This window comes from Hymenobacter sediminicola, assembly GCF_014250515.1.
GTDB classification, from domain to species: Bacteria; Bacteroidota; Bacteroidia; order Cytophagales; family Hymenobacteraceae; genus Hymenobacter; species Hymenobacter sediminicola.
Genome location: NZ_CP060202.1, coordinates 1750623 through 1775066, shown reverse-complemented (window position 1 = coordinate 1775066; position 24444 = coordinate 1750623). Strand labels below are relative to the sequence as shown.

Sequence of the window (24444 nt, the reverse complement as noted above, 5' to 3'; positions counted from 1 at the left end):
TTCAGAGCGTTCGACACAACTCCCGGGCCGGTTGACACAACTCCCAGACTGGTCGACACGACTTCCGCAGGGGTCGACACGAGTTCCGCGGTGGTCGACACGGCTTCCGAGCTGTCGTCCACAAAATCCGACCAATCGGTCAAATCCGCTGTAATCCGTGATTACCTTTGTCCGGTGAGGAAATCAGTTAAAAACATCCCGGCGGAGCTGCTCCGCGAAGTCGAAATTACCGACATGGTGGCCGAGGGCAAGTGCCTGGTGCGCCGCGAGAACCTGGTCATCTTTGTAACGCAAGTGGCCCCCGGCGACGTGGTGGACCTGCGCGTGACCAAGGCCAAGAAGAACTTCCTGGAGGCTGTGCCCACGCACTTCCACAAGTATTCCGAGCTGCGCGTGCAGCCGTTCTGCGAGCATTTCGGCACCTGCGGGGGCTGCAAGTGGCAGCATCTGGGCTACGATACGCAGCTCAAGTTTAAGCACCAGCAGGTGGCCGACACGTTGCAGCGTATCGGCAAGGTAGCCCTGCCCGAAATCCTACCCATTCAGCCTTCGCCCGACCAGACCTACTACCGCAACAAGCTGGAGTACACCTTCAGCCACAACGGCTGGCTCACCAACGAGCAGATTGCCAGCGGCCACAACTACGAACGGCGCGTGCTGGGCTTCCATACGCCCGGCCGCTTCGACAAGATCCTCGACATCAACCACTGCTGGCTGCAGCCCGACCCCAGCAACCAGATCCGGCTGGCCGTGCGCGACTACGCCCTGGAGCACGAGTTGCCCTTCAACAACCTCGTGACCCAGGAAGGCTTCCTGCGCAACCTCATCATCCGCACGGCCAATACCGGCGACCTGATGGTGATTCTGCAGTGCTACTACGCCCACGACGCGCTGTTTCCGCTGCTGGATTTCCTGCACGAACGGTTCCCGCAAATCACTTCCCTCAATTACGTACTCAACGACAAGGGCAACGAAACCTTCCACGACCTGGAGGTGGTGTGCTACAAGGGCGAGCCGCACATTCACGAGGAAATGGAAGGCCTGCGCTTCCGCGTCGGCCCGAAATCCTTCTACCAGACCAACTCTGAGGGCGCCTTCAACCTCTACAAAATCACCCGCGACTTCGCCCAGCTTACCGGCTCGGAGCTGGTGTATGACCTCTACACCGGCGCCGGCACCATCGCCAACTTCGTGGCCCGGCAGGCCAAGCACGTCGTGGGCGTGGAGTATGTGGAATCGGCCGTGAAGGACGCCTACATCAACTCCGAAATCAACGGCACCACCAACACCGAGTTCTACGCCGGCGACATGAAGGACGTGCTCAACGCCGAGTTCATTGCCAGGCACGGACGCCCCGACGTGGTCATCACCGACCCGCCCCGTGCCGGCATGCACCCCGACGTAGTGGCTCGCCTTCTCGAAATGCGCGCCCCCCGCATCGTGTACGTCAGCTGCAACCCCGGCACCCAGGCCCGCGACCTGGAGCTGCTGGACGAAGCCTACAAAGTGGTGAAAGTGCAGCCCGTAGACATGTTCCCGCACACGCACCATGTGGAGAATGTGGTACTGCTGGAGCTGCGGTAGCTGCTAATTATTTGTGGAATGGAAAATTTTCTGGCAGATATAAACTTTGAGAACCCACTGTTGCTAGATGATTTAATAGCTTGGATGGATGGCGGCTCAGTCACGCTCAAGCTCATTGATAATAATGGCAGCGCATTCAATGTAGAGTTCGGTCAAACAATGTTTCTTGAAAAGCAGCCGTACGGTAATACACCGGGATGCTTCTTGCTTAATGGGCAGGAAGTACCTATTAGGTCCGATAGTGAAAGTGCGTTATTAAGAGCCCTACGTAATATGCAATTCAAAGAGACTCTGCCAGCAGACCAGCAAATAGCTACACAAAACTTGATTCAAGAATCACTGGATTTCGTTGAATCCGAAGAGTATTTGCGTATAGCAGCTCTTATGGGCAGATTGCCAAGTTGAAGACAGAATATATGGACTACACCAACGACCCTGAACTGAACGGCAAATACCTTGGCACCATCACCAAGGATTTTGCTACCGTTTCTGATACGCTGAGCGAGGCTTCCTCGCAGATCCGCAAGCGGGATATTTCCAAGTATCCCATCTTCGTGTTTGCCCGCCAGGAGGTGCCGCTGGGCGGCCTGCTCATCAACGCCGACGAGCTAAACCTGGAGTGGCACGTATTTGCCAGCTATCTGGAGCTGTTCGTGCAGCAGGGCATCGTCGGCCAGGAAGGCATTGAAGCCTTCCAAAGCACCTACCGCGACGCCGACGAGTACTGCTGCCTGTTCGTGCTGGACGAGGAGTTCACCAACTTCGTCTACATCCCCTACCCGGAAGACTGATCCACAGTCTATGAACACTAAAAAAGGGCTTGCCAGAAGGCAAGCCCTTTTTTAGTGTTCATAGAGTAGCAACATATCCTTGTACTCAGGTCCGTTAAGGTGCTGCTCTAGGTATATCTTAACTGACTCAGGATTAATACCTGCGGGGCGCAAGCAGAAAACATTATTCATGAAATCTTCTTTCGCTGCGTTATGCATTACCTGATACAAATTCCAGCAGATTAGTTCATGCCATTCACTAATAGATATAGCTCGCTTTTCGGCTTTTTCCCATTCATCTATTAGTTTCTGTGAATAGAATCCATCGTGTGCGGTAAAATATCCATCCGAAATATCAATTTCAGACGGATATAACTTAATACCCTCTTTGAATATTATTTCAAAGCGCATCTCCGTTTCATAACGATAATTTTCAGCTACTCATAATGTTAACAGCCTAGGGCTTTTACTCAAAATGGTTGAACCCTTGCGCCCGCAGCGGAATGGGCTGGCCGGCTTTGGTGATAAGATTGGCGCCTTCGCTCCTGGCTACCATGTGGCCGATGATGGTGATATCGGGGTGGTTCTTGATTTTGTCGTGGTCTGACAGCGGTACGGTGAAGAGCAGCTCGTAGTCCTCGCCGCCGTTGAGCATGCACATAATGGGGTCGAGGTTGAACTCCTCGGCCACTTCCAGTGTGGGGTTGGCAATAGGCAGATTCTCGGTGAACACGCGGGCCCCGGTGCCGCTGGCGGCGCACAGGTGCAGCACTTCGGAAGCCAGTCCGTCGGAAATGTCAATCATGCTGGTGGGCACTACGCCCAGGTCGTGCAGTTCGTGCACCACGTCCATGCGGGCCTCGGGGCGGAGCTGGCGCTGCAACACATAAGGGTATTTCTCCAGCTCGGGCTGGGTTTCGGGGTCGGCCTGCCAGGCTTGCTTTTCGCGCTCCAGCACCTGAAGGCCCAGGTAGGCCCCGCCCAGGTCGCCGGTTACACAGAGCAGGTCGTTGGGGCCGGCTCCGCTGCGGCGCACGGCTTTGCCGGCTTCCACTTGGCCCAGCGCCGTGATGCCAATTGTGAGGCCCGAGCGGCTGCCGGTGGTGTCGCCACCCACTAGATCCACGTTGTAGGCTTCGCAGGCCAGCCGAATGCCTTCGTAGAGTTCCTCTACTGCTTCTACCGAGAAGCGCGCCGGTACGCTCAGCGCCACCACAATCTGGGTGGGCAGGGCATTCATAGCCGCCACATCCGATACATTTACGGCCACGGCCTTGTAGCCCAGGTGTTTGAGGGGGCAGAACGTGAGGTCGAAATGCACGCCTTCCACCAGCAGATCGGTACTAATAACTAGCTCCTGCCCGGCCGCTGGAGCCAGAATAGCCGCGTCGTCGCCGATACCGAGGATGGTGCTGGGTTGGTTGAGTTGTACAGTGTCCTGAATACGGCGGATCAAGCCGAATTCGCCTACTTCATCGAGAGGAGTGACGTCGCTCATAAGATCAGTGAGTTGAAGAAATTGGGTAGCCGGGCCGGCCTGCATTACGCAAAAACAGACATGAGCTACCAGAAGGCAAAGGTACGCAACTGCGCCTGAGCCCCGCTGTTACGGTTGGCGTGGGCTTCAGCCAGATGTGCAAACAAAAAGGCCGCTTCGTTGGAAGCGGCCTTTCAGGTAGACAGTACAGAAGCGAAACACAGATGACGCGTCCGGTTCTGTCAGTCGTTTACTTCACCATCAGCTCTTTGTAGAGCGTGGTCTGACCATCCTTCGACACGAACTGCACGAAGTACAGACCAGCTTTCAGGCCCGAGATGTCGAGGGTAATTTTCTCAGAAGCCAAGCCCTGCGGCTGAGCCGAGATGCGCTGACCCAGGCCGTTGAGCACGACGATAGAACCCACTTTTACATCTTTCAGCTCGATGGTAGCCGAGCCGCTAGCGGGGTTCGGATACACGCTGATGCCGTTGTTAAATTTCTCCAGAACTTTCAACGGACCGTAGGTGCCGAAAGGGCCGGTGTAGTCGTTGTGCTCACCGAGGCGCGAGTAGCTCTGGCCAGCGGGGTTGGAGGTACCTCCGGGAGGGAAAGCAAAGCTATACGCTTCCCACTGATCGGCAATATTGTAAGAAGCAACGGCTGGATTGACACGAGTGCCCGACGAAACCGAAGCCCGACGCATCAGCGACTGGTTAGCCGAAGCTACCAAAGGCTGTACGCTCACACCGTTCACGATAACAGGAGCATCAGCGGGGTTGGTACCGCTCCACTGGCCCGTGCCCGTACCGCCACCCGATGGTAGCGGCTGGTTGCCGATTACACCAAAAATATCAACCAATACTGCCGTCCCAACGCCAGCCGTGCCGCCCGTCCAGCGTACCAGGCCCAGAGCGTCGTCGCCGTTGAAGTAGGTTACGTTGCCGGTTGGGGCACCGCCCTGGCTGATGTAGTTGGCTCCGTTGGTATTGTAAGGCGTAGCGCCGCGCTGGTTAGCCTTGGTGGTGAGGTCCGTGAGGGTAGCCTCACCGTTGGCATACACGAAAGCCGCCGCCGAGTTCAGCGTGTTAGCACCCGTTGTGCGCATCAGACGCTCCTCATCAACCGGCGTAGTGCTGCCGTTGGAGTAGCGACGGATGGAATAGGCATTCAGGTTAACAGCCGACGTGGTGGGGTTGAAGATTTCCACTGCCCGCTCGTTGCCGGTCGAGTTGGAAACGCCACCATTGTAGCTCAGGCCTGACTGGTGAGCTCCTTCATTGTACTCCGAGAGAAACAATTCGGTGCCCTGGCCACGGGAAGTAGCAGCCGCCAGCAGCAGCGCCGACACCAGTAAGTAATTCTTTTTCATGTAAGGGGGAAGTGAATGTTTGACTGAACCGGCCTCAAAGATAAGGACTTTGGCCGGGCTTTATACGTTACCAAATGATAAAGGGGTTGCCCTATATTGTTGTAAGCATACTGATTATCAGCGCCGACCGACATGCAACCATGCCAGAATTTCTTTACCACCAGCAGCTTCTTGTCCTTGGCGGCGGCGTACAGCACGTGGTAAGTGTAATCTGTGTCGCTTTTCCGGCCCGTAGCCTTATCATGCGGAAATAGCACAAATGCCGTTATCGGGTTGGCATACGAATCCGGTTACAGCCTGCATATTTGTTGGCTGGTTAGCAGTATTCAGGAACCTCCTCTGCTCATAGCTTGTCTGTTCGACACTTATTTAGCACTATGAAACACACGCTTTGGCTGGCTCTTCTGCTGGCTGCTGTCCTCACTGCTTGCAACCGTACTCCCAAACCCCTTGACCCGGCTTCTGCTACTGCTGCCAGAGCGCAACTGGATGTGCTGCGCGACTCCGTAGACACCCGCTGGACCCAGATGATGGCCAGCGACGACGCCAAAATTGTTGCTACCGCCCAGATACTAAGTGAGCTGGAACGCAACCCCACGGCCAACAAAGAGCAGCTACAGCAGCTCAGCCGCGCCAACAGTCGCCTCAAGGCCCGCCGCTATCAGCAGCTTACCATGCAGTCGACCCAGATAGACCAGTATGATATGGCGCAGGACTCGCTGCTGACTTCGCTGCGCGGAATCCTAACGGCAACCGGGCCAAGCTCCCCCAGCACTACGGTCCAGAACACCTTCGATACCATCGGCCAATACGACGGGCAGGTGGTGGGCTACCGTGTGCAGTATGACCGCGCCGCCAAGCAATTCAACAATTATCTGCAATTGCACCAGAGTGAGCTGCAAAGCTTGGGAGGCAAGTACAGCCAGCTTGCTCCACTGCCACTGTTTGAGTTGCAGGAATAGCGGATAGGTTTCCACCAACAAAAATCCCCGTTGCAACCTGTGCAGCGGGGATTTTTTAGCTTCATAAGAACCTGAAGGGCAAGGAAATTTCAGGCCCATGCAACCTAACTGTTCATCTACAGCTCTTTAGTGAAACCTACTGATGCGGCGCGCTGCGGCGCATTTTGTCTGGTTGAGTTGGTTGTGGAAAAGGCGACCGGAATATTCCGGCCGCTTTTTTACGTTTTGGCCCTAGAGCTTTGCCATTTCGTCGCGCACGAAGTCGGCGAGGGTACGCAGGTAGCTGGTACTGAAATCGAAGCGGATGCCGGCAGCGGCGTAGATGTCGCCGATGGGTGCGGTGTAGCCCAGTGCCAATGCGCGCTTATACGCGGCGAGGCCTTCCTGCGGATTCTGGCGGTAGTTGCGCCACACGGCAATGGCCCCAAGCTGCGCCATAGCATACTCAATGTAGTAGAAGGGCACCTCGTAGAGGTGCAACTGCTTCTGCCACAAATACGGCTTGAAGCCTTCCAGCCCTTTCCAGCTCACGGTCCGTTGGTTGAACTCGTCGAAGACCTGTTGCCACTGCTGGTGGCGCTGCTCCTCGGTGTGTTCCGGATTTTCGTATACCCAGTGCTGGAACTTGTCGATGGTGGCTACCCAGGGGAAGGTTTCCAGCACGCTTTCAAGGTGAGTTTTCTTAGCGCGGCGCAACTCGTCAGCGTCCGTAAAAAACACGTCCCAATGGTCCATGCTCATCAACTCCATGCTCATGGACGCCAGCTCGGCTACCTCAGATGGCGGGTGCTTGTCGGCACCCAGCGGCAGGTTGCGGGTCAGAAAAGAATGCACGGCGTGGCCGCCCTCGTGCAGCATCGTCACTACGTCGCGCAGGGAGCTGGTGGCATTCATGAAGATGAACGGCACGCCGGTTTCATCGAGCGGGTAGTTGTAGCCACCGGGCGCTTTGCCCTTGCGGCTTTCCAAATCGAGGTGGCCCATCTGGCGCATGGTGCGCAGGCAGTCGCCGAGGTACGGGTCGAGGCGCTGAAACACGTCGATGGTTTTCTCCAGCAACTCCTCCCCTGTTTCAAACGGCCGCATGGGTGCTTTGCCGCTCACATCTACATCCAGGTCCCAAGGGCGCAGCTCTGCTAGCGCCAAGTCTTGGCGGCGCTCTAGGTCTAGGTCATCAATCAGCGGCACGACGGTTTCGCGGATGGCCTGGTGGAAATTGCGGCAGTCCTGCGGGGTATAGTCGAAGCGGCCCAGCGCCGCAAACATATAGTCGCGGAAGTTGGGAAAATCAGCATTCAATGCCATTTGGTGGCGTAGGCCAATCAGCTCGGTGTAGAGCGAGTCCAGCGGCTCGGCGTCGCGGAGGCGGCGGGCCTGAATGGCGCGGTAGGCCTCTTCCCGCACGGCGCGGTCGGTGTTTTTGAGACGGTCGGCAGCGCGGGGCAGCGTCATTTCCTCGCCATCCAAAGTCACGGTCATGGCGCCAGCAATAGCAGCATATTGCTGCTGCTTGGTGCTGATGTCGGTTTTGAGCGGAATATTTTCGGCCCGGTAGATTTCCAGCGCCTGCCGCACCGAGCGCAGAAACACGCGGTACTTCTCCTGGTCCAGCTCCGGCAAAAACTCCGACGCCATCATTTTCTCGTTCAGCGCGTGGTCGTAGGGGGCTACGTTGGGCTCAATCTCGCTGACAAAAAACTGAAATGCCGTGCTCCGCTGCTCGTCCTGTGTGTCGCAGGTCATGCGGATATAGCGCCAGGCGAGGTCCTCGCTCAGCACCGATTCCAATTCCGAACGGTCGAGCAGCCAGCGCTCCAGTTCCGGACCGGAGGCAATAGACCGGTCGCGCAGCTCAATGAAGAAGGGCTCCAGAGTTGTCCAGTCCGTTACACTAAAATCTTCGGGCAAATAGTGCCGGGGCGGGCGCTGCGTATCGGTAGCGGAAGCCACCTGCAGATCGAGGGAATTAGTTGTCATAAGGAAGAAGATACGAGAAAATGTCCGGCGCGATGCCGCATCTTTTGTGAGCTGAGCGACACCGTACACTATGCTGGCACAATGCCTTGCAGCAGGCATTGCTGTTGCTACATAAAACCAGAGCGGCTTCTTTCGTTCAGTTAGTCAATTTCGATAACGACGTCGCGGGTCAGCGGATGGCCCACACACACCAGTACGTAGCCCTGCTTCATTTCCGAGTCGGAAAGGCCTTCCCGCTCATCCAGATGGACTTTGCCCGAGAGGCACTTGCCACGGCAGGCGGTGCACAGGCCGGCCTGGCACGAGTACGGCAGGTCAATGTCTAGGTCGAGGGCGGCTTCCAGAATGGTTTGGCTGGGTTTCACCTCAAACTGGTACTCCGTGCCTTCGTAGTTAACGGTTACCGTGCGCGTTACAATCTGGCCATCATCGTCGGCGTCCGACACGTCGCCATGGCCGTTGGGCTGGGCGGCAGCGGCTTCCTGCGTATCGGCGGCAGCCACAAAACTCTCGCGACGGATGCGGCTTTCGGGCACTCCCAGCAACTCCAGCGCCGATTTGGCTTCGGCCATCATGCCATCGGGGCCGCACAGGAAGTATTCGGCTTGGGCAGGCGGCATCTGGTGGCGTTGCTCCAGAATACGCAGCAGCATGGTACGGTTGAGGCGGCCGGTATGCTGGTGGGCGGCTACCGGGCCGGTGGGCTGGCTATAGACATGTTCTATCTGCAGGCGGCCGCCGCTTTGCGCTTCCAGCTGCCGAAGCTGCTCAGCAAAAATCACTGATTCCTCGTTGCGGTTGCCATACACGAGCAGCACTTGGCTACGGGGCTCGTCACGCAGCGCGGCCTTTAGCATGCTCATCAGCGGGGTGATGCCCGAACCAGCACCGACCAGCACCAGGGAGCGAGCTGTACCAGGGTTGGTGCTGAGCGTGAAATTGCCGAGCGGGGCCATGGCCTCCAACTGCTGCCCTACGCGTACTGTATCAAGCAGATAGTTGCTCACCAAGCCACCCGTAACACGTTTCACCGTAACCGACAGGCGCGGCGCTTCGCCGGGCGTGCTGCTGAGCGAGTAGGCGCGACGCTCTTTTTTGCCGCCGGGTCCGCAGGGTAAAATCAGGGTCAGGAACTGGCCCGGGGCACTGGCAATGGTCTGGCGGCCGGGAGCTTCCAGATGAATCGTAACGGCGTCGGGGGTTTCCTGGGTGAGGGCCACGACAGTAAGCGTAAGGTATGGGCTGCTCATTAGAATTGGTAGGAGCTTGGAGTCTTGAGGACTGGGAAACAGGGCTGCAAAGTACGTGATTCTGTAGCGTAAGCTTTAGCTTGCGCTACGAATACGCAACGTATAAGATATTGCCGTTTGGCCTCATTTCGATGCCACAGGGCTACAGCGTTGCGTATCGGGACCTGTTTTTCTTCTCTTCAACTCTACTGCGCCGCGCGTGGTTTTCCCTTCTGGCCAAACCCGCGCCGGGATGCTCACAGCGCGCGGCAGCTTTTCCGTTTTTCTCATTTCTATGCTCTCCGACCTGCTTGAACGCCATCAGCACGAATTTGGCCCGGTGCTGCCCGTCGACTTAAATGCGCCGGATGTAACCCGTCTCGATTTTACGGCCGCCAATCCTCTCATCCGCGACGCTGACCTGCGCGACACAACCGCTTTCGAAGCACTGGTAGCCCAGTTGTTGGCCAACAAGGAGGCACACATCGGCGTGGGCGGCTACCTTGAAAACCGGGTTATTTATCGCCGCAGCCCCGGCCTGTTCGGCGACCCGGCCGTGCCGGCCCGCTCCCTGCACCTCGGCGTAGATGTATGGCTACGGGCTGGCACGCCAGTGCTGGCCCCGTTGGATGCTACCGTGCACAGTGTACAGGACAACGACAACTTCGGCGACTACGGCCCGACTGTTATTCTGCAGCACCAGTTGGAAGGCGACACGTTCTATACGCTGTACGGCCACCTGAGCCGCCGCGAAACTGCGCTGCTGCGGCCTGGCATGGTTATCGAGAAAGGCCAGACATTCACGGAAGTGGGCCCAGCCCCCGAGAATGGTGACTGGCCACCGCATCTGCACTTTCAGGTAATAGCTGATATGCTAGGCCTGAGCGGCGACTTTCCCGGCGTAGCGCTGCCGGAAGAGCAGGAGAAATGGGCGGCGATTTGCCCCAACCCTAACCTGATTCTGCAGAGCCAATGGCTATAGACTCTCACTAACACACTGGGCGACTGCGTCTCCGGAGTATTTCCTGGAGGCACAGTCGCCCAGTCCATTGATAATGGTGTTGCCTTTAGTCGAACTTGATGGCTGTAACGGGCTTGATGCGCGAAATCAGGTAGGTCGGAATCAGTACTGCCAGCAGCGAGGTGGCAAATACGGCTGCATTGAGAATGATGATAATATTAGGGTCCCAGAAAATCGGCACCCGGTCCATGTAGTAGTTCTCCGGATCGAGAGGAATGAGGTGGGTGTAGTACTGCAGGGCACAGAAACCCAGCCCCACCAAGTTGCCGAACAGCATGCCGCGCAACGTCAGGCTCAGGCCCCGGAAAAAGAACATGCTCCGGATTTGGCGGTCGGTAGCGCCAATGGCCTTCAGCACCCCAATCATATTGGTGCGCTCCAGAATCATGATGAAGATAGTAGCCACCATGTTGAAGGTGGCAACGAATATGATCAGGATCAGAAAGATGATAACATTGCGGTTGAGCAACTGCAACCAGTCGAAGAGCTGGGCATACTGGTCTGTTATCTTGTCCAGCTTCAGGTCGTAGCGCAGGTTTTCGTAGAGGTTTTCCGCCACCGGATCCAAGCGATTGAAGTCCTTGAGCACTACCTCCACCCCACCCACCAGCGAGTCGGGCCAGGCATTCAGCTCCCGAATCTGGCGGATGTCGCCGATTACGTACACCTCGTCAAACTCGTCCAGTCCGGTCTGGTAGATACCTTTCACCGTGAACTTGCGCACCCGCGGCGGGTTCTGAATGAAGTAGAACAGCGCATCGTCGCCGACTTTGAGCCGCAGCTTATCGGCCACTTTGCGCGAGAGCAGAATATCGTTGCTGGCCGTAGAATCAGGGAAGCTCAGAAACTTGCCGGTCAGCAGGTTCTCGCGCATCGGTGAGCGGCCATCCTCCTCCGAAATGCCTTTGAGTACGACGCCCAGCACTTCTTCTTTGGTTTTGATGATGGCCGTTTTGCGAGCGAAGGGCTGAATAGTCTGCACCTGCGGGAAGCGGTGCAGGTCCTGCACAAGGCGTGGCCCACCAATCGGCTCTACTTCCAGTGAGTTGTTGGTGTCATACTTGCTTATCTGCAAATGCGCGCCAAAAGAGAATATCTTACTCTGGATTTCGTTGCGAAATCCTTCGAGGATAGCAAAGGACACAATCATCACGGCAACGCCCATGGCAATGCTGATGATGGCTATCTTTGTCACCGACGAGGTAAAAGACCCCGAGTCGGCTCCGTCAATCTTGTGGGATATGTACCGCGAGACGTTCACTGCCGTAAAGCTACGCGTCTACAATCAGTTTCCTAGCTTCGTTTCCTGATGCCTCTAGCCAATCTTTCCAGCCTGCTGAGTACCACTTTGTTGCTCGCCAACTGCAGCGCCACCCCACCTGCCCAATCGGCCGCCACCTCATCTGGTGCGGCTCCCTCAGCCACAGTGGTTTCGCCGCCGCAGGTGCTCACTGAGCCCGCTCCGGCCGCCACGCCGCTTCAGGTAGGGGCCCAACAGTTCGGTCGCTACCTGCCCCAGTTGAAAGGCAAGCGCGTAGGACTGGTAGTGAACCAGACCGCGCTGGTTGGCCGGGCTTTTCTGGTCGATACGCTGCTGGCACAGGGTGTGCCCGTGAAGGTGATATTCGGGCCGGAGCACGGTTTCCGGGGCGAAGCCGCCGATGGGGCCACGATTAAAGACGGCAAAGACGCCCGTAGCGGCCTGCCGGTGCGCAGCCTCTACGGCGCCACCAAAAAGCCTACCCCAGAAATGCTGGCCGATGTAGACGTGCTGGTTTTCGATATTCAGGATGTGGGCGTTCGGTTTTATACTTTCATCAGCACCATGCATTATGTGATGGAGGCCGCCGCCGAACAGGGCAAGGAAGTCATCATTCTGGACCGTCCTAACCCCAATGGCTGGTACGTAGACGGGCCCGTGCTGGAACCGCAGCACAAGTCGTTTGTGGGCATGCACGCTATTCCGGTGGTGCACGGCCTCACGGTAGGCGAGCTGGCCCAAATGATAAACGGCGAGAAATGGCTGGCCGGCGGCAAGCAGTGCAAGCTCACGGTAGTACCTGTGGCGGGCTACACGCACGCTACCCGCTACGAACTACCGGTTCGTCCTTCGCCCAACTTGCCCAACGCCCATTCGGTAATTCTCTACCCCACCATCTGCCTGTTTGAGGGTACGGACGTGAGCGTAGGCCGCGGCACCGATATGCCGTTTGAGGTAATCGGCGCGCCTACACAACCGACTGCGCGGCCGTTTCGCTTCACGCCCAAGCCCAATACCGGCTCGCCCACACCGCCCCAGAACGGCAAGCTATGCTACGGCCTCGACCTGCGCCAGACCGGCAACGACGTGGGTTTCACGGTGAAGTATCTGCTGGATTTCTACCAGCAAAGCACCGCCAAGGACAAGTTTTTCGGTAAATACTTCGAGCAGCTGACCGGCACGTCTACTGTGCGCCAGATGGTTATTGTGGGCAAGACGGAAAAGGAAATCCGGCAGAGTTGGGAGCCGGCGCTAGCCCAGTACAAGGCCATGCGCAAGAAGTACCTGCTGTATCCTGAGCAATAGCGCGCCAGTCCGTAGGGTAGCCAGCTCACTCATCGTTTCACGCTTCGCGAAGCTAGACTTAGCGTCACTATATCGTATGCCTCTCCAAATCATTTTCATGGGCACACCCGAGTTTGCGGTGCCCACGCTGGACGCGTTGCTTAGCTGGGAAGGCTGCCAGGTGGTAGCCGTGGTGACGGCGCCCGACAAACCGGCCGGGCGCGGCCGGCAGCTGGCGGAGTCGGCAGTGAAGCAGGCGGCCGTGCGGCACGGGCTGCCGGTGCTGCAGCCCACCAACCTCAAGTCGCCGGAGTTTCAGGCGGAGCTGAAGAGCTACGCCGCCGATTTGCAGGTGGTGGTAGCATTCCGGATGCTACCTGAGGCCGTCTGGAACATGCCGCCGCATGGCAGCATCAATATTCACGCTTCCTTGCTCCCACAGTACCGAGGCGCGGCACCCATCAACTGGGCCCTCATCCATGGCGAAACCCAAACTGGCGTCACGTCTTTTTTCCTGCGCCACGAGATAGATACCGGCGACCTTATTTTTCAGGACATCGTGCCTATTGCCGATGAAGACGATTTCGGGACGCTCTATGAGAAGCTGAAAACGGCCGGCGCGGCGCTGGCTTTGCGCACGGTGCAGGCCATTGCGGCCGGCACCGCCCCCAGCCTGCCCCAGCAGGAAAGCACGCAACTACGGGCAGCTCCCAAGATTCAGAAGGAAACCGGCCGACTGGATTTCAGCGAATCGGCGCCGGCGCTGGCCAACCGCGTGCGAGGCCTTTCGCCCATTCCCACGGCCTTCACGCAACTCCCCGACGGCCGCACGCTCAAAGTCTTCAAGACCCAGCCCTTCGACGATGAAGAGGCCAGCGGCCCCGATGCGGGCGGTGCTGGCACCTGGCACACCGATGGCCGCACCTACCTGCGCGTGCAGACTGCCGCCGGCCTGCTCGACCTGCTCGACGTGCAACTGGAAGGCAAAAAGCGGATGCCGGTGCAGGAGTTTCTGCGCGGTTTCAATGCTGCCGTGCTAACGCAGAAGTCCGGCGAGTAGGCACCTTGCTGTCTTTTGCCGTGCTGGTTAGTAGCCCGCAACTATGCAGCGCAGCCTGCCTAAAACAACCCGACCAGAAGTAGACTTGTCAAGTCTACTACCACTTTATAAAACCAGATTGAATGCTCGCATTTGTAGTGGCCATTGCTGAAAACAACGTCATCGGAAACGATAACCAACTGCTTTGGCACCTGCCCGACGACCTAAAACATTTCAAACGACTCACCCAGGGCCACCCCGTAGTGATGGGCCGCCGCACATACGAAAGTATCGGCCGGCCGCTGCCCAACCGCACTAACATTGTAGTCACCCGCCAGGCCGGCTGGCAGGCGCCCGGCTGTGAGGTGGCGTACTCCGTGCCCGATGCACTCGAGCAAGCGGCCCAACTAGACGAAGAAGTATTCGTTATTGGGGGAGCCGAAATCTACCGGCAGGCCCTGCCCGCCGCCGACGTTATCTACCTGACGGAGGTGCATCACACTTTTGAGGGCGACGTGGTGTTTCCGGAGTTGAATAACACCGAATGGCGGGAGGAGTCGCGCGAGCGGCACGAGCCGGATGAGAAGCACGCCTATGCCTTCAGCTTCATTGTATTGCGCAGAAGATAGGCAGTTGCTGGTCCCCAATCCACGCAGCTTCTGAGCCAAGCAGTAGTAATAACCATAAAAAGGGCCGCCCACATGGGCGGCCCTTTTCTATTTCCGATACAGACCTGTTGCGTTCTTAGCGCAGTATTACCAGCTTGCCCCAGTCCTTTTTGAAAGCGCGGCTGTCGGCTTCGGCATTGGAGGCGCGGCGGCTGAACTTGTTGCTGGGGTCGTCCATGATGACGCGGTATAGGTAGGTGCCATTCGCCAGCCGGTCGCCGTACGTATCGGTGCCGTCCCAGGCGTACTCTGTAATGTTGTTGCCGATGCGCAGCGGCCCGAGCTCCGCCATCATGATTTCCTTCACTACCCGGCCCGTCAAGGACAGAATCTGAATCTTCATGTTCTGCGGCATCTCGCTGCCGGTCAGGGTGAACACAAAGCGTGCTTTGCTGGTGATGGGGTTCGGGTAGGGATAGATGTTGGTGATGGTGGACTCTTTCACGACCACAAACGTCACGCGGTAGGGCTCAGAGCCGGCGGCGTTGCCGGTGGCGTCGCGGCCCTGTACTTCCAGCGTATAGGTGCCATTATCAAGCGCCTGCTGGCCGCGTCCCATTTCCACCGTCAGGCGGGCCATGCCTTTCGTCGAGTCCGACTCGAAGCGCACATTGGCTCCGTTCAAGTTGATAGGAACCGGCGTGGCCTGGCCGGGCGAGGTCAGTAGCAAATCGAAGTGGCTTTGGTCTTTGATGCGCCGCAGCCGGTCATCGTCCTTGAGCTGCACCACAATGGTTGGCGAAGGCGACACAATATCCCCGTTGAGGATGTGCTGGCCATCGAAGGCCACATCCAGCACCGGCGGCGTGTTGCGGCCATCTACCTGGAAGGCAGGCAGCGTCAGCTCGTTGTTGAAGTAGTACAGCTCGGGCAGGGCCTTGGGCTCGCGCGGCGCAGTCGGCCGCGGATTCACGATGACGTTGCCACTGAGTGTGCCGGCCATGCCCACCACATTCAGCTTCGCCTCAAAGCTAACTTGGCTGTCGGCCAGCAGTGGGCCGCCGGGAACATCTACCAGCTGCGTGCGGGCACTGGTGTTGTCGCGCACCGTAATGCGGGCTTTCATGGGGCCGCTGAAGTTGATGTTCGAAACGTTCTGGAAAACCACCGGCACCGTAATGACACCGGTTTCGGTAGCCTGCCGGGCCAGCGTGGCAGCGTCGTAGGCGGTAGTAGGCGTGGCCAGGTCGCGGCGTACAATGCCTTCCGGAACGCCTTCGTAGGTCACGAGCCACTGCTCCAGCTGCGGAGCCGTGCGGTTCACTGTGTCGCGCAGGGTCAGCATCAGCTTCAGATATGGATACCGGGCGGCCGAAATACCAGCCAGCGCTAGGTTCCGGTTGGTGACATTGGGGTTCAGTACCGTTTCGACGTCCAACGTATCGATGCCCACCAACTGCAGCGTGTAGGCATCGGAAGCATCGGGTGTGCGCACCGTATGGAAGAGGTTCTGCCACTGCCGCGCCGGCCCGATGCGGGCAGACGTGACGGTGCCGCTACCGGCGCGAGTCTGAATTTGCCCGTTCAGCGTAATCACCTGATTGGCGCGGGGTGTAGCGCTGGCTGGGTCCGCAGTGAGCTCCTGCACGGGGCGGGCACCAGGGCCTTTCTGCACCAGCAGCGCATACGGGTCGCTGTCCTGCAGGGTGTTGATGCGGGTGGCTCCCAACGAGGTCAGCGCAGCTTTTAGCGAAGCACTGAACGAGGTAAAATTCACCTTGTTCACCGACAGCAGCGCCACGTAGTCGCCGGGGCGTACGTTGGTGAGCAGTGTTTGTAACTGGGCCTGGCGGGCAGGCGTGTTGATGTTGTCGGTGCCAGACAAGGCGAAGTGGTAAAAGCGCAGATTGCCCTGACCGCAGGAATCGTAGGTTCCGCCGCCCACATTGCGCACCGGCCGTAGCGTCTGGCCGCTGAATACGGCCACAATAATATTCGGGACTCCAATGCTGCAGTTGCCCACGAAAGGCGAAGTGGCCGCCGTAATACCGTCTGTTATCTGGTTGAACGTTGGTGACGCACCGGTGCCACCGCCACGTGTCACCATCGTCACGGCCTGGCTTACATCGGCGAAGTTCCAGCGGCCCGAGGGAGCGGCTACATCTACGTTGGTCAGCTGGTCGCGCTTAAACTGGCCGTGGTGGCTCTGTGACCAGCCGCCGGGGCTGCCCGGAATCACGCGGAACGAACTGGTGGCCCAGTCACCGTTCTCGTTGAGTGCTGGGTCAGGTGTCTGGAAGCGTAGGCGCCAGTACCATACCACACTATCGCGGCCAGCCAGAGCAGGCAGCGTGGGGCGCCAGTCGGGCAGCAGCGTCGTGGTGACGGTCCGGGTTTGCTTGATAGCCGGGCCGCTGTTGAACGTTGGTACCGTGTCCAGTTCCATTTCATAGACGCGGGAGGCGCCACGCGGGTCGTTGGTCTGGCCTACCAGCCGCAGGCCGGTAGCCGGAACAATGGCAAACTCCGGCGGCCAGAGCGTCGTGACACCGCCTTGCAGGAAGTTGAAGCAGGCCTGCCCCACATTGTTGGTTTCACTCAGCTCGTCTATCCGCATGCGGTAGTCGAGGGCTACTTCAAAGCAGTTTTCCCCGAACACGTTACCCGAATTAGGCAGCACGAAAGCGTACGTTGTGTCGCGCCAGGCCTGCCGCACGGTATAGGTAAACACGTCTGGCGTGCGGGTGCCTGTGCTGGTAGCCGGGTAGCGCCGCGTCAGCCGGATATCGAGCGAATCGTAGGTGATTTTGCCGGGATTCTTCACGTTCACCACCACCTTCAGGTCGGGAGAAGCCGCCTGCAGCGGGCCGGTATTGTTAGACAATACCTGCACGTCGCCGGTCTGATTGGCAATGAAGTCGGGTTTTTCGGGTGAGTAGAACCGCAGCGCCGGGTCGCCGAGCCACACCGTCATCTGGCTTAGCGCAATTGAAGATGACTGCCCTACAGAGGCCACCATACGGCGCGCCGCTTCTGCTTGTAGCACCGAAATGGGCTTGCCATACCACGCAGGCTCGTTGAAGGCAACTTTGTAAAATTCGGTGCTAAAGGCGTCTAGGTCGTAGGCAAAGGCTTCATCGGAAGCGGCCATAAAGCCTATTGCGCCTTTGTTAGCCGAAAAAATCCAGTTTTCGGAAACCACTTTTGAGTAGTTCCGCCGGTCCACGGCATTAGCAGCGCAACCATTGAGCAGAAATACTGGGTATTTGCCGGGGTTGTTGTAGCCTTTACCCGGTTCCGATGGGTCGCCAAAATTCAGGTCGAAAGTGGTAGTAGAACCGTGCCCGAAATAGGTCACGAGTGAAACACCTGCATTTACCTCGGGCGCAATAGTGATATTGACTGGTAGATTGCTGCCACCAGATTGCCCCCGGCGGTAGGTATTAACCACTTTTCCACCGAACAGCGGGCGTTCGGCCAGCCGTTTGTATTTGTCGACGTAGCCCTCAAACTCTGCGTACTCATCCACGTCCTCACCTCCTGCCAGATGCAAGATATTCTTGCGCCACGGCTCCGGCCCTAACGCTTCATGCGTTTTGAGTTTGTCCAGATAGTTGATGACGTCCTGCGGATTGGTAGCCGATAGGCGCCCAGTGGGCATACGGGGCACATAGCTATTGTTTTCCCAGTCAGCCGACAGAAAATTATCTGAACCGCTTCGCGTGCTGGAGGGTATCAGGTCAATTTCGAAGTTGCTGCCGTTGCGGAAGGCCTCTCCTACTATCAATCCTTTGCCTAATAGCAGCAGGTAGTTGGTTTGAGCCGCCGGCGAGTTGGCCAGTTCCCACCGCACATAGTTGCGCACCTGGTCCACTGACCGCTCACCGTAGTGAAACTGGTTGCAGAGCTGTTCGGCTGTCACTATTACGGTGTCGTAGCGGCCGCCGGCCGTGGAAGCCCGATAGTCGGCGTAGGCCCGCACAGGATTCACACCTCCCACCGGACGCATCAAAATTTTGCTGCTAACGATGAGGAAGTTGGAGCTGGCTGCATTCAAAGTTCGAAACCGAACCGGCTTAGCTGGCCGGGGTACGGAGGCCACTGCTTCGTCGGCGAGGAGTAGCGTCCGAGTCCGATTGCTGGCATCCGGAAATACGTAGCCCCGCCGCAGACCGCCCAAGCTAGTTCCTGCTATCCGCTGCGCATTGTAGGGGTCCGTTACGTCAAAGCCAGCGACAGTCGCCGGAATGGAATCTAGGGTATAATAAGCCGGGCCGGTAAGGGTAGAGTCGTTGGCAAATTGTATGTGCTTGCGGCCCGCAAACCAGCGGCTGGTTTGCGCATACATGTAGCGGGCATATGCTACTCTGAATCTGTTGTTGTTTCCTGCAGGGGAGCCAGTGGCAGTAAACACAAGGTTCACTCTTCCACTGGCATCTATATCTGCATCCTGCAATGGCAGGCGCAGCCGTTGCTTTCCATAGTTTGTTAGCGCAGCCGTACCCAGAAAACGCGTGGCAGTGCCCCCCGGAATAGTGACAGACACGTCCACAGATCGTTGCCCGGGCCACGCTCCTACCAGTAGTACCTCCACTACCGGCCGCGGGCCAGTGGCACTACGGCTCCAGAGGGAATCTGTAAGAGCTGCATTTGCCGCAGCCGCAGCAGATAAGTAGCCTTCTCCTGCTTCGCCCCAGGGTTGGTAGACAAAACTGGCGTCGTCTACATAGGCAATCCTGGAAGTGAATAAGTCCAGCTCGCGCGCCATCCGGTGTGGGTGAGGCGCGGCTGTAGGCGCAACCGTCGGTTGGGCCATGCGCCGGCCGTTAGCAGTAGCCGACCATGTAAGGAAATACGCGGCGGTGTCGGTATACAGGCTATACAGGTCGTGGGGCTGGGTGGCGGTGCCTCCTTTATATAGGTATTGGTCCAGCTTGCCGTCGTTGCGCTGGCCGTAGAACTCGAAGTAAGTGGTAGCATCCAGCGCGGTCTGGTTGCCGCCCCCGAATATGGCCACTTCCCGGCCCCGCCGCCACAACTGAATCCGCTGCGGGTTCACGCCGCTGATGCCGGCCTGCGTCAGATATTGCTGATCGAGGCGATAGAGCCCGTCTTTCAGTACCTGAATCTTATAGTACTGCTGGCTGGGCACAATCCACTCGTTGCCGAAGGGGGCGGGAGCCTGCGCCAGAGCTGGCCGGAAGGCCACTAATGCCAGCAGCAGACTGCACCAACTCACCAGAAGCCGGACGCGGTAGTGTTGTTTCATATTCTAATCGTAAAACGATATGCTCAGGAAGGTACTTCCCTTATTTCCTCAGGTTTGGGCCCTACTTGATGCCGTAGCCCAATGAAACGATGATGTTGTTAGTTTGGCTGCGTCCGCCCAGCTTTTCAATAGCCAGTTGCGAAAGCGCCACATCCAGGCGCAGGCCGCTCAAGGCCACACCTACCCCTAGGCTAGGCTGCACTTTCCACTCATCGGAGCCGGTAAAGGCTTTCACCTGCTGGATGTTACTCACGCCACCGCGCAGAAACACTAGGTTCTTGTAGCCGATTTCCAGACCCGCCCGCGGATCGATACTCACAGCTTTGCTCGATATCAGCGTATTGCGCTGGCCATCGGTCGTCATTTCTAGGTCGATGGCAGCCAGCGCCGTAAACTCGCCGGGCAGCTGAATCAGGCGGCCTACCCCCAGCACAAACCGAGGCAGCGTTATTTCGGTGCTGTTGGCCGGAATGTCGGTGGAGTCGCCGGCTACGGGGCGCAGCCGCTCGGAGTTGATGGACCAGGCATTAACGGTGGTGGTAATGTCGCGGGCCATGAGGCCAAGGCGCCAGCTGCCTTTGTCGTACTGTACGCCGGCATCAATACCGAAGCCCCAGGCATTGGCAAACTCCCCAATGTTGCGGTATATAACCTTCGCGTTGGCGCCTACTTTCAGCCCCTCGATGTTGCCGATGCGGCGGGCATATGAGAGCATCACAGCATAGTCGGCCACGGAGAAGTAGCGAATCCGGTCGTACTGAATGTATCCGTACTCATTAATCAGGTCGCGGGTGTCGGCAATGTCATCAACGCCCAGCCGTACGGCACTAATACCGATGGCGCTTTGGTCGTCGAGCGGCATCGAAAAGGCCGCGTAGTCATTCTTAACGATGCCTGAGAATAGCTCAGAGTGCATCAGCACAGCATCATACTTGGTTCTCTGGCTGAGCAGGCCGGCCGGGTTCCAGTAGCCGGCGGTGGCGTCCTGCGCCAGGCTCACCTGCGTTTTGCCCATGCCCAGGGCCCGTCCCCCGACACCGATATTAAGGAATTCGTTGCTGTATTTGGGCGTAGAATCCTGCGCGGAGGCCATATGAGGTGCTAGGGCCAGCGCGCCACTCACACCGAGCAGCAAGGGAGCAATACGGAAAACGTGCGACATAGAAAATGGGCTAAAAACGGGTAATCCGCTTCACAACGCAAGGTACTAACTAATAGTGCGTCGCGCGCGAGAAGCCAGCACAAACCGCGCCATGTCTCGGCTCCCGTTGCAGTTTTCGAAGGCTCTGCAGCGCGAGTAGTACGCACTACGTCCGGCGTCGGAGCTACGATTTTGCTTCTCGGCCAGATCTGCGCAGACATTTTATCAGTTTTTTTGGGCTATTCTGGTCATCCAAACCCATATCATCTATGGAAAAACACCAGCGTGCTTTTATTTAATTTATTGACTATCAATTAAATAAAAGCACAAGCATTGCGAAGCAACATTTTCTGAAAATATTTTACACCCAGTACCTTGCGTTGCATAGTACCTTTTGCTACCTTTGACTTATTCTTCACCGACTACCGCCTCAAGCCCATGAAAGTTGAGAACACCCAAGTGCAGATGCGGAAAGGCATCCTGGAGTTCTGCATTCTGGAAATCATCGCCCGCGGCGAGGTTTATGCGTCGGACATGCTCGAAGAGCTCACCCAAGCCCGCATGATTGTGGTGGAGGGTACGCTCTACCCGCTGCTGACGCGCCTCAAGAACGCCGGCCTCCTGGATTACACCTGGAAGGAATCCATGAGTGGCCCGCCCCGCAAGTACTACACCCTCACCGAAGCCGGCACGGAGTTTCTCCAGCAGCTGCGCCTGACGTGGGAGGAAGTCGAGGATTCCATTCGCATTATCCGGACCAAGCCTTCCGCCAGCGGGAGCCCCGAACTGCCGGTCGTACTGTAACGACCAGCTCCCTCTCCCGATTTTTTTCCGACTAGTTGCAGCAACTGAGATGAAAAAGAATATCAGCATCAACCTCCAAGGCATCATCTTCCACATTGAAGAAGATGGCTATGAAGTACTGAGCCGCTACTTGGCGGAAGTAAAAGCCCACTTCAGCGGCTACCGCGGCCACGACGAAATTGTGTCCGACATCGAAGGCCGCATTGCCGAAATCTTCGCCGCCCGCCTCTCCGATATGAAGCAGGTGGTGTCGCTGGAGGACGTGCAAGCAGTAGTGGCCAAAATGGGCCGCGTCAGTGACTTCCAGAGCGCCGACGATGCCGAGGACGATGACGAGCTACTGGCCGACGCCGTAGCCAGCGGCACCGCCCAGGGTACCTACGCCGGCAGCGGCCGGGCCTACAGCAGCACCGGTACTGGCGCAGCCACAGCTCCCGATGAGCCCCGCCAGCTGTTCCGCGATATGAGCCACCGCAAAATTGCGGGTGTATGTGCCGGTTTGGCCCAATATTTCCGCATCAGCGCGGTGTGGGTGCGGCTAATTGCGCTGGCCTCGCTCCTCTCGCCGGTCATCGGCGACTTTATCGGCTTCCTGCCGGGCGTGGTCATCCTGTCGTATGTCGTTCTCTGGATTGTGTTGCCCAAGCGCTACGACTCGCCTGAGCCCACGGATGGAACGGAGAAACAACTGTTCCGCGACACGGATACCGGCAAAATCGGAGGTGTTTCGGCAGGTCTGGCCGCCTACCTCGGCACCGACGTTTCGCTCGTCCGGATTCTGTTTCTGGTCGGCCTGTTCGTTGGCTTTGGCCTGATTCTGTACATCATTCTGTGGATTGCGGTACCGGAGGCCAAAACCGTGGCCGACCGGATGCGGATGCGCGGCGATGCCCTGACTCTGTCGGGCATTGCCAGCAACGCCCGCGACTATGACGACACCACGACTGGTAACCGCCGTCCGGTTGGCACCTTTTTCGAGGACTTAGCGAAGGCGCTCAACCCGCTGCTGAGCTTTGTGGGCACTGCCATCCGCATTTTTGCCGGGGTTATGCTGGCCGTCATTGGCTTTAGCCTGCTGGTTGGCTTCACTATTACGCTGGGTGCGGTGCTGGGCCTTATCCCAGAGTCGCAGAACCCCACCATCGGCAACCCCGGCTTCCTGAAGATGCTGGAAGAGCAGCCCACCTGGGCTTGGATGGCTGGCTACGCTGCCACGGCTATTCCGTCGCTGGCTCTGCTCCTGATCGGAGTAGGATTACTGCTGCGCCGGGCTCTTATAAGCCGCATGGTAGGCTGGTCGATGTTTGGGCTGTGGCTGCTGAGCATTATTGGTGTAACGGTGGCAGTAGCTCGCCAGAGCCGCGAGTTCCAGTACAGCGCCGACGTAGAGCAAACGGCCCGGTATGCTGGCCTCACGGCCCCGGTGCTGCGCCTGGAAACCCGCCGCGTCGAGCGTGACTGGGACCAGCACGTGGATGTGCAGCTGGCCGCCGCTGACAGTGGCCAAGTAGTGGAAGTGCTTCAGCTGATTTCGGCTAAAGGCGCTTCTGAAGCCGAAGCCAGCCGCACTGCTGCTACGTCGGTGGCCTACACAGTTCGTACCCGCGGCGACTCTACCCTGATTCTGGACGACCACTTCTCGTATCAGCCCAACGCACGCTTCCGCGACCAAGACGTGGAACTGACCCTGCGTCTGCCCCGCGACCGGACTTTCCGCCTGAGCGAAGCCACCGCCAACTGGCTCGGTGACGACAACTTTGTAAACGGACACCAGCCCGAGGACGTGGAGCAGTACCGCTTCCGCCTCAGCGGCAACAAGCTAGAATGCCTGGAATGCCCTCCTGAAGAAGACCGTGACATCGACGAAGACTCCGACAATGAGGGTGTCAATATTGACATCGACAGCGAAGAAGGAGAAGACGGCGACGTGAATATCCACCTGGACTACGGCGGAGCTGCTTCTTTCAATACCAACGAAGACTATTACGGCTCCGCCCGCCGTACGTACTCCGAAAGCGACTTTCACGATGTGAGTGTGGTAGGCAACTATCGGGTAGTAATCCGGCAAGGCAACAACTACTCTGTACGCGCCGCCGGCTCTGAGGCCGAGGTACGCGACCTGCGCGTGGAGCGCGAAGGCGACGAACTAGTCGTTCATCATCGGTCGGGCCGCCGCGCCTTCTTTGGCTCCAACTGGCGCTCCTCCGACCGCAAGCTACTGGTGACCATAGAAATGCCTGATCTGAACAAACTCAACCTAGCCGGAGCCGTCCGCGGCGATGTGCGGGGCTTCGAAGACAACGGCCGCCTAGAAGTAGTGCAAGCTGGGGCCAGCGACCTACGCCTCAAAGGAAATTTCGACAACCTCGATATACAGCTAGCCGGCAAATGCCGCACTACACTCGAAGGGCAGGCCGAGCGCCTCAACATTGATGGTGCCGGTGCCTGCGAAGTATCAGCCGCCAATTTCACGGCCCGAAATGCCGATGTAGATGTGGCCGGTGTGAGCAAAGCCCGCATCAACGTAACCGAAACGCTCAACGCCGACGCGGTGGGTGCCAGTGTAGTAGAATACAGCGGCAATCCTAAAAACGTTGATAAAGATGCTGTCGGCGCCTCCAGCATTCGGTCGATGCGCGACTAGCA

The 24444-nt window shown here is 57.9% G+C and carries 18 protein-coding genes; 10 read left to right on the top strand and 8 right to left on the bottom strand.

The annotated features are described in order from the left end of the window. The first annotated feature begins 174 nt into the window (after positions 1-174). Genes rlmD through H4317_RS07525 form a run of 3 tightly spaced genes read left to right on the top strand, consistent with a single transcriptional unit; the run spans position 175 to position 2375 of the window. A complete protein-coding gene (gene rlmD, locus H4317_RS07535; RefSeq protein ID WP_185889514.1) occupies positions 175-1584 on the top strand; it encodes a 23S rRNA (uracil(1939)-C(5))-methyltransferase RlmD in 1410 nt (469 codons plus the stop codon). Between the two features lie 18 nt (positions 1585-1602). After that, complete coding sequence (locus tag H4317_RS07530; RefSeq protein WP_185889513.1) at positions 1603-1989, top strand: hypothetical protein; 387 nt, start codon at positions 1603-1605, stop codon at positions 1987-1989. Positions 1990-2000: 11 nt separating this feature from the next. Next, the gene (locus H4317_RS07525) at positions 2001-2375 is read left to right on the top strand and encodes a hypothetical protein (RefSeq protein WP_185889512.1); all 375 of its coding nucleotides are present in this window, start codon (positions 2001-2003) and stop codon (positions 2373-2375) included. A 51-nt stretch (positions 2376-2426) separates the two neighbouring features. Here the strand turns inward: H4317_RS07525 and H4317_RS07520 are convergent, their stop codons facing one another. The 3 genes from H4317_RS07520 to H4317_RS07510 form a co-directional block, all read right to left on the bottom strand. After that, positions 2427-2765 (bottom strand): hypothetical protein, encoded by a 339-nt coding sequence (locus H4317_RS07520; RefSeq protein ID WP_185889511.1) that lies wholly within the window; start codon positions 2763-2765, stop codon positions 2427-2429. A 55-nt stretch (positions 2766-2820) separates the two neighbouring features. Further along, positions 2821-3852 (bottom strand): thiamine-phosphate kinase, encoded by a 1032-nt coding sequence (gene thiL / locus H4317_RS07515; protein ID WP_185889510.1) that lies wholly within the window; start codon positions 3850-3852, stop codon positions 2821-2823. 229 nt (positions 3853-4081) lie between these two features. Beyond that, entirely contained in the window at positions 4082-5203 is a 1122-nt protein-coding gene (locus H4317_RS07510; RefSeq protein WP_185889509.1) for a T9SS type A sorting domain-containing protein, read from the bottom strand. 377 nt (positions 5204-5580) lie between these two features. Here H4317_RS07510 and H4317_RS07505 point away from each other — a divergent pair, with 377 nt between their 5' ends. Then, positions 5581-6165: a hypothetical protein gene (locus H4317_RS07505; RefSeq protein ID WP_185889508.1), complete on the top strand. Its 585-nt coding sequence runs from the start codon at positions 5581-5583 to the stop codon at positions 6163-6165. Between the two features lie 231 nt (positions 6166-6396). Here H4317_RS07505 and H4317_RS07500 read toward each other — a convergent pair whose 3' ends face one another. Continuing rightward, positions 6397-8142 carry a M3 family oligoendopeptidase gene (locus tag H4317_RS07500; RefSeq protein ID WP_185889507.1) on the bottom strand — a complete coding sequence of 582 codons (1746 nt, stop codon included), beginning with the start codon at positions 8140-8142 and terminating at the stop codon, positions 6397-6399. A 140-nt stretch (positions 8143-8282) separates the two neighbouring features. Beyond that, positions 8283-9392, bottom strand: coding sequence for a ferredoxin--NADP reductase (locus H4317_RS07495; protein ID WP_185889506.1), 1110 nt, complete (start codon positions 9390-9392; stop codon positions 8283-8285). 274 nt (positions 9393-9666) lie between these two features. Between H4317_RS07495 and H4317_RS07490 the strand changes: the two genes are divergently transcribed. After that, positions 9667-10353, top strand: coding sequence for a peptidoglycan DD-metalloendopeptidase family protein (locus H4317_RS07490; protein ID WP_185889505.1), 687 nt, complete (start codon positions 9667-9669; stop codon positions 10351-10353). A gap of 85 nt (positions 10354-10438) precedes the next feature. On the opposite strand, the gene H4317_RS07485 is transcribed toward H4317_RS07490, so the two are convergent. Beyond that, entirely contained in the window at positions 10439-11587 is a 1149-nt protein-coding gene (locus tag H4317_RS07485; protein WP_260625854.1) for an ABC transporter permease, read from the bottom strand. Positions 11588-11701: 114 nt separating this feature from the next. Between H4317_RS07485 and H4317_RS07480 the strand changes: the two genes are divergently transcribed. The 3 genes from H4317_RS07480 (at position 11702) to H4317_RS07470 (ending at position 14605) form a co-directional block, all read left to right on the top strand. After that, complete coding sequence (locus H4317_RS07480) at positions 11702-12958, top strand: exo-beta-N-acetylmuramidase NamZ family protein (protein ID WP_185889503.1); 1257 nt, start codon at positions 11702-11704, stop codon at positions 12956-12958. A 76-nt stretch (positions 12959-13034) separates the two neighbouring features. Further along, positions 13035-13997 (top strand): methionyl-tRNA formyltransferase, encoded by a 963-nt coding sequence (gene fmt / locus H4317_RS07475; RefSeq protein ID WP_185889502.1) that lies wholly within the window; start codon positions 13035-13037, stop codon positions 13995-13997. A 122-nt stretch (positions 13998-14119) separates the two neighbouring features. Beyond that, positions 14120-14605, top strand: a complete 486-nt coding sequence (locus H4317_RS07470; RefSeq protein ID WP_185889501.1) for a dihydrofolate reductase — start codon at positions 14120-14122, stop codon at positions 14603-14605. A gap of 115 nt (positions 14606-14720) precedes the next feature. On the opposite strand, the gene porU2 is transcribed toward H4317_RS07470, so the two are convergent. Together porU2 and H4317_RS07460 are read right to left on the bottom strand one after the other, a co-directional pair. Then, positions 14721-19853, bottom strand: a complete 5133-nt coding sequence (gene porU2 / locus H4317_RS07465; RefSeq protein WP_185889500.1) for a putative type IX secretion system sortase PorU2 — start codon at positions 19851-19853, stop codon at positions 14721-14723. A 61-nt stretch (positions 19854-19914) separates the two neighbouring features. Next, complete coding sequence (locus H4317_RS07460) at positions 19915-21015, bottom strand: putative type IX sorting system protein PorV2 (protein WP_185889499.1); 1101 nt, start codon at positions 21013-21015, stop codon at positions 19915-19917. A gap of 417 nt (positions 21016-21432) precedes the next feature. On the opposite strand from H4317_RS07460, the gene H4317_RS07455 reads away from it, so the two are divergent. Beyond that, positions 21433-21798 (top strand): PadR family transcriptional regulator, encoded by a 366-nt coding sequence (locus H4317_RS07455; RefSeq protein ID WP_185889498.1) that lies wholly within the window; start codon positions 21433-21435, stop codon positions 21796-21798. 49 nt (positions 21799-21847) lie between these two features. Continuing rightward, the gene (locus tag H4317_RS07450; RefSeq protein ID WP_185889497.1) at positions 21848-24442 is read left to right on the top strand and encodes a PspC domain-containing protein; all 2595 of its coding nucleotides are present in this window, start codon (positions 21848-21850) and stop codon (positions 24440-24442) included. The last annotated feature ends 2 nt before the right edge of the window (positions 24443-24444 follow it).